This is a genomic window from Spirulina subsalsa FACHB-351, from assembly GCF_026130165.1.
Taxonomy (GTDB): domain Bacteria; phylum Cyanobacteriota; class Cyanobacteriia; order Cyanobacteriales; family Spirulinaceae; genus Spirulina_A; species Spirulina_A subsalsa_A.
The window spans coordinates 1-5,196 of record NZ_JAIHOM010000197.1 but is presented as its reverse complement, the minus strand read 5'-3'; the positions used below and the strand labels follow the sequence as shown (position 1 = coordinate 5,196).

The following is a 5,196-nucleotide window of genomic DNA, read 5'->3' as shown; positions in this document are numbered from 1 at the left end:
TCGATTGCCCGAACTTGCTGGGTTTTGCCGTAGGCTTTAAACTCAAGTACAATCATGGTTACATTTTACCATCCGGCATAAAAAGCCGTCCTGGAAGGACGGGGCTTTAGACCCAAGTTTTTGGTAATTTCTTGCGGGTTAAGCATATCATTTTTTGGGCTTGCTTTTGAGAGGAAGAGGGAATAGGGAACAGGGAACAGGGAATAGGGAATAGGTAATAGGTAATAGGTAATTGTTCCCCTGCTCCCCCTCTCCCCTGCTCCCCTGCTCCCCTGCCCCCCTGCTCCCCTGCACAAGATGCTCCCCCTCTAATCTTCGGGGGTAGCGAGTTCCTCCTCACTCGTCTCTCCTTGAGACTCGGGGGGACTGGGAGCCGGTTCGGGAGAGGGTGAGGGAGAAGCCGTCGGACGGGGACTCGGACTGGGTTCTGGTCGTGCCGGAGTTGGGTTTTCTGGTTTGGGTTGGGGGGAAGGAGCAGGAGTCCCTTGGGGAATCCGGGGTTGATTGCGCACCGTCTCGGGATCCGGCACGGAGAGCGTAGGACAGCGTTGGGGGTCATAGGTGAACTGGATGCTGACCCGGTAGGGGATGGGTTGTTCCCCTCGCGGTAAACCTAAACTGGTCACTTGCGATCGCGCTTGTTGATCCAATAGAGCATAACCCGCACTGCGAATCTGCTGCACATTAGACACAGACCCATCGGGTTGAATGACCAAGCCATAAACCGCCGTACCCTCCATTCGTCTTAAACAAGCATCTGCCGGATAATTCCCCCGAATGGTGCGAGCTTGGGGAGTCCCTTGTCCTTGACTCACATTTTGAGTCACATTATTTCGCCAAGCGGTATAATTGCGCTCCGCTTCTTGGTTGGTGGTGTTTTGATCCGTTCTCCGTTGGAGATTCCGTTGTTCTGACAGTCGTTGATTAAAAGCCTGTTGGCGTTGTAGCGTCGCCACTTGTTCAGGGGTGAGAGGGGGCGCGCCCTCATTTTGACTGGTGGCTCGGATATTACCCGGTTGTGCGGCGACTGAACTGCTTTCGGGCTGACGACGGGATGCTGTAGGGGTTTCCTCTTCCCCCTCCTCTGATCTTGATGCACCTGGTAATAAGCGGGCCGGATTGCCCACTTCTTCCAAGGGTCGAATCCGAAAGGCTTGGGCTGATTCATCAATTTGGAAGAGATAATTTTCCCGATCCCTTGGGGTGGGAGCTTTAGCCGTAGTTTGGGGGGGCGGCGGTGGGGTATTAGGACGACCCACGACCGCCGGGGGGGTAGCCGGGAGTTTGCGTTGTACGGTGGTGGAGGGAGGGTTAATCGGGAAGGAGTAGGCCCGTTGACCGGACGGGGTGGACTGATTGGAGGGCTGTCTCACAGTGCCGCCCGGTGGCGGGGGCAAGACAGGGCTAGTGACTTCCGGCAGGGGCAGGTTTTCGAGGGTGGGAATATTGGCCCGACCCGGCACGAGGGCGGTGGGGATTTCAGGCAGTTCTAAGGGGGGCGGGGAGAGATCGGGCAGACGACCGATTTCGTCAGGGGTTAACTCAATGACCTGAACGTTACGATGATAGGGCGCGTCCTCGGGGGGCGGCGCAAACATGGGTAAATTAGGCAGGGCCACACCAACCATGGCGTGTAAACTCACGGAGCTTAAAGCGGCGATGGTTGTAGGATGACGGAGGGTGACGATTAGGGTGTGGGTTAGATTTAGGCTCATCGTCTTTAAAGATTACTATAAGGGACTCTAGAGTTTAAGGCGGAGGGCGGGTTAGGTTTAGCTGATCTTGACTACTCCCACCGTTAAGCTCCTCTCGTCGCTATAACGGTGGGAGTGGTCAATTGCATAAATGAATGGCTCAATTCTAGCGTGGAGCTTCCCGGTTTTCTCAGGTATCGGACAAGCTTTTGTGTTATTATCCCGATGTTCGAGTTTCTCTCGTTAAATCTGGAGTTCAACGCCCACTAGAGTTCACGGCTCCGGGAAAAACAATGGTTTCAGCCTTTTACAGTTAATCGTGTTCACTGAATCTTGGTTACAAGCTCTCCAACAATACCGAGTCGTTGCTGTGTTACGTTCTCCCTCTTTGGAGTTGGGGGTTCATCTGGCGGAAATTGCGATCGCCGCCGGGATGGGCATGATTGAAATTACTTGGAATAGTGACCAGCCTAGCTTGTTAGTTCAGCATATCCGGGCTACGTTTCCCCACTGTTGGGTCGGGGCGGGTACCCTGTTAACTGAATCTCACTGGGAAGAGGCGATCGCATCGGGGATTCAATTTGGCTTTTCTCCCCACTTTAACCCCCGTTTCCTCCAACAGGCCAAACGGTTGGATCTGCCCTATATCCCCGGGGCCCTCACCCCCAGCGAAATTGTCGCCGCTTGGCAGGCCGGATCCCCCTGCGTTAAGGTCTTCCCCATTGGTGCGATGGGGGGCGTGAGCTATTTACGCGCTATCCGCCCCCCTTTGCCGGATATTCCCCTGATTCCTACCGGGGGGGTAACTCTCGACAATGCCCTGTCTTTTATCGAAGCGGGTGCGATCGCCGTTGGATTATCCGGTCAACTCTTCCCCCCAGACCTCATTAATGCCCAAGCTTGGAACAGTCTACAGCAACGCCTGCAACTGTTCCAAACTCGTCTGATGCTTCACTCATTCCCCAGCCGCCGCCGCTAAGACCTGCAAATACTGCAAGGCCACAATATCCGGAGTAAAATTGGCTTTGAGATACCGTCGCCCGGAGCGCCCCAAGGATTTTGCCAGTTGGGGATTAGCCATCAAATAGCGGATATATTGCGCCAAGGCCTCCCCATCCCCATTTAAAAAGGCTTGACCACACTTGGCATCCCCTAACAATTCCCGCAAGTAGGAATGAGGTTCACAAATGGCCGCCACAGGACGACCAGCCGCCAAAATGCCATAGAGTTTACTGGGGGCAACAATCCCCTCTAAACCCGGACTAATACTGACTAAAGACAAATCACAAGCGGTTAACGAATAGGGTAAAACCGACTTATCTTGATAGGGCAAAAATTGACAGTTGTTTAACCCTAACCCCTGCACTCGTTGGAGACAACCGTCCAGTTTAGCACCCTGTCCAATGAACACAAATCGAACAGGTTCATCCTTCAACAACTCCGCCGCCATCAGGATGGTTTCTAGGTCATGACAGCGGCCCAAATTGCCCGAATACTGCACCACAAAAGTATCGGTTAAATTGTGTTCCGCCGCGAACCAGTTTTTGTGTTTATCGAGGGGGTGAATTAAATTGGGATCTGACCAACTGGGAATCACACTAATCTTATGCTCCAAGTTGGGGGCTTTGTGCAGAATCCGTTCCTTCATGGAAGAACTAAGAACGATTACCGCTTCAGACTTTTGCCAGATTTTGCGGTTTATTTTATCCCACAAACGCACCAGCCAATGATGACGAGAAACTACCCCTAACTGGACGGCGACATCAGGATATAAGTCATAGAGCAGACAGATATATTTAACCCCTAATAAACAGTGGGCGATATAGCCAATAATCGGTAAATAGGGGGGTTCCGTGGTGATGAGTAACAAGTCCTTCGATTTGGCACAGCGCAATAAATGGGCGGCCGTGCGCACACAAAACAATAACCCGTTAATGGCACGGCCTCGGATACGGAGGGGCCATAAACGGGAAGTGCGCGATCGCTGTACCGTCACCCGATGGCGCTGTTCCTCCTTCGGGGCCGAGTTGTTCTCAAAAGCATACCCCGGTTGTCCGGTAAAGATTCGGATATTCAGACCTAAGTGAGACAATTGATCCACCAGTTCCGCAATTAACTGTCCTGTGGCCGCATAATCTGGGGGGTAAAACTGACTGATGATCAGTAATCTTTTATGAGGCGGGAAGAGCGCGGAAACTTTGCTATGATCCTCGACCGGATGTGTAGAAGGCAACAAAGCAAGTTTTGGTAGATGTGGATTGGTTTGATCTAGCATTCCCAAATTTACATAGTAACGATATGAGTTGATGACCAAGTTTGATGGGATTAGCGATTATCTCTTAATTAGATTGGTCAGATTCCCAGCCCGATTTTTCATGATTTAACAAGTCAGCAACTGGGAAATAATAAGTTATAGCTAACTGTAATGCTTCTTAAATACCTCACATCACTTACATAATATTCTTAATACGAACAGTTACAACGATTTAGAATCCAGAGAATGAATCGCCCGACATCAAGTTCTAAAGTTTTTCTCCCCCCAATTCTAATTCAATTTTTCCAAAGGTCAATTATATTAACCCGAGAATTATAATTCGATACATTGGGTTTAGACTTGATCCAGCGAATGTAACGAAACCCGGTCAATATCTTTACGCTAGCTCACTTTGTGCTTATAATAACCGATGGGACGTACTTTATAAGGTAGGGATCAAGAGAACTCCATTCGTTCAAGACTCCGAGATAGAGTAGACCAACTTGATAGCTATACCCCCTGCTCCATACTCTTTGCTCCATCGCTGTTTACCCTGCACGAGAAACCTTAAGTTAAGAGAAGTGATCATCAGGAAAAAACATTAATTAAAAACCACGAGTTCATAGGGTAGCATACTTTTTCATTCCGGGAAAATACTGAATCCGAAACCAAGGATATTCAAGAGGGTAGCACAGTTTTGACAGTAGAGAACAAGCACAATTGGCTGAAAAATATTTTTCTCTCTAGCCGGAAAGGAAATCCCTAAAATTTTAACGGCATCAATCCGTAAATTTTGGTAAAGGCGGGAATCAACACAGAAACTTGTTCCGTATATTTAACGAGAGTGGGGGAGTTATATCAACCCGATTAAGTCATTACGAAGGTCGCGCAGTGGAGTGAAGCAATCTCTGTTATCTCGCTAGTCTTGGCGATTGCTTCCCTGCGATCGCCAAGACTAGCGTTTAACCGGACTTGATATTAGGTTTCACCAAAACTAATAGGTCTGAAGCCCCGCCCTTCCAGGGCGGCTTTTTTGTCGGAGTCTATCGCCCCAATCCTCTCTATCTTTGGTATCCTAGCATCATGAAAAGCCGATATCAGTACAGAATCTATCCCACCCTAGGTCAGCAAACCGAGTTAGCCAAGCTGTTCGGATGTTGTCGTGTGGTGTGGAACGATGCCCTGGCTCTGATTAAGGCGATTCCTCAGGGTGAGAAGTGGCCCAGCAATGCCCAGTTGCAACGCCTG

At 50.1% G+C, this 5,196-nt stretch carries 4 protein-coding genes; 2 read left to right on the top strand and 2 right to left on the bottom strand.

Features of this window, described 5'->3' with window-relative positions; all coding sequences use genetic code 11:
* Positions 1-308 precede the first annotated feature (308 nt).
* Entirely contained in the window at positions 309-1,715 is a 1,407-nt protein-coding gene (locus tag K4A83_RS21790) for a TonB family protein (protein ID WP_265266819.1), read from the bottom strand.
* A 298-nt stretch (positions 1,716-2,013) separates the two neighbouring features.
* Between K4A83_RS21790 and K4A83_RS21785 the strand changes: the two genes are divergently transcribed.
* Positions 2,014-2,673: a bifunctional 4-hydroxy-2-oxoglutarate aldolase/2-dehydro-3-deoxy-phosphogluconate aldolase gene (locus K4A83_RS21785; protein ID WP_265266818.1), complete on the top strand. Its 660-nt coding sequence runs from the start codon at positions 2,014-2,016 to the stop codon at positions 2,671-2,673.
* On the opposite strand, the gene K4A83_RS21780 is transcribed toward K4A83_RS21785, so the two are convergent.
* Positions 2,650-3,969, bottom strand: a complete 1,320-nt coding sequence (locus K4A83_RS21780; RefSeq protein WP_407810265.1) for a glycosyltransferase family 4 protein — start codon at positions 3,967-3,969, stop codon at positions 2,650-2,652. The two genes, K4A83_RS21785 and K4A83_RS21780, sit on opposite strands and share 24 nt — an antisense overlap.
* Positions 3,970-5,031: 1,062 nt before the next feature.
* Between K4A83_RS21780 and K4A83_RS21775 the strand changes: the two genes are divergently transcribed.
* Positions 5,032-5,196: helix-turn-helix domain-containing protein (locus tag K4A83_RS21775; protein WP_265266820.1), on the top strand; the 165-nt coding region annotated here is incomplete at its 3' end.

Bases quoted from the DNA above. Each gene is read 5' to 3' on its own strand.
- K4A83_RS21790 (WP_265266819.1), bottom strand. From the start codon at position 1,715: ATGAGCCTAAATCTAACCCACACCCTAATCGTCACCCTCCGTCATCCT.
- K4A83_RS21780 (WP_407810265.1), bottom strand. From the start codon at position 3,969: ATGCTAGATCAAACCAATCCACATCTACCAAAACTTGCTTTGTTGCCT.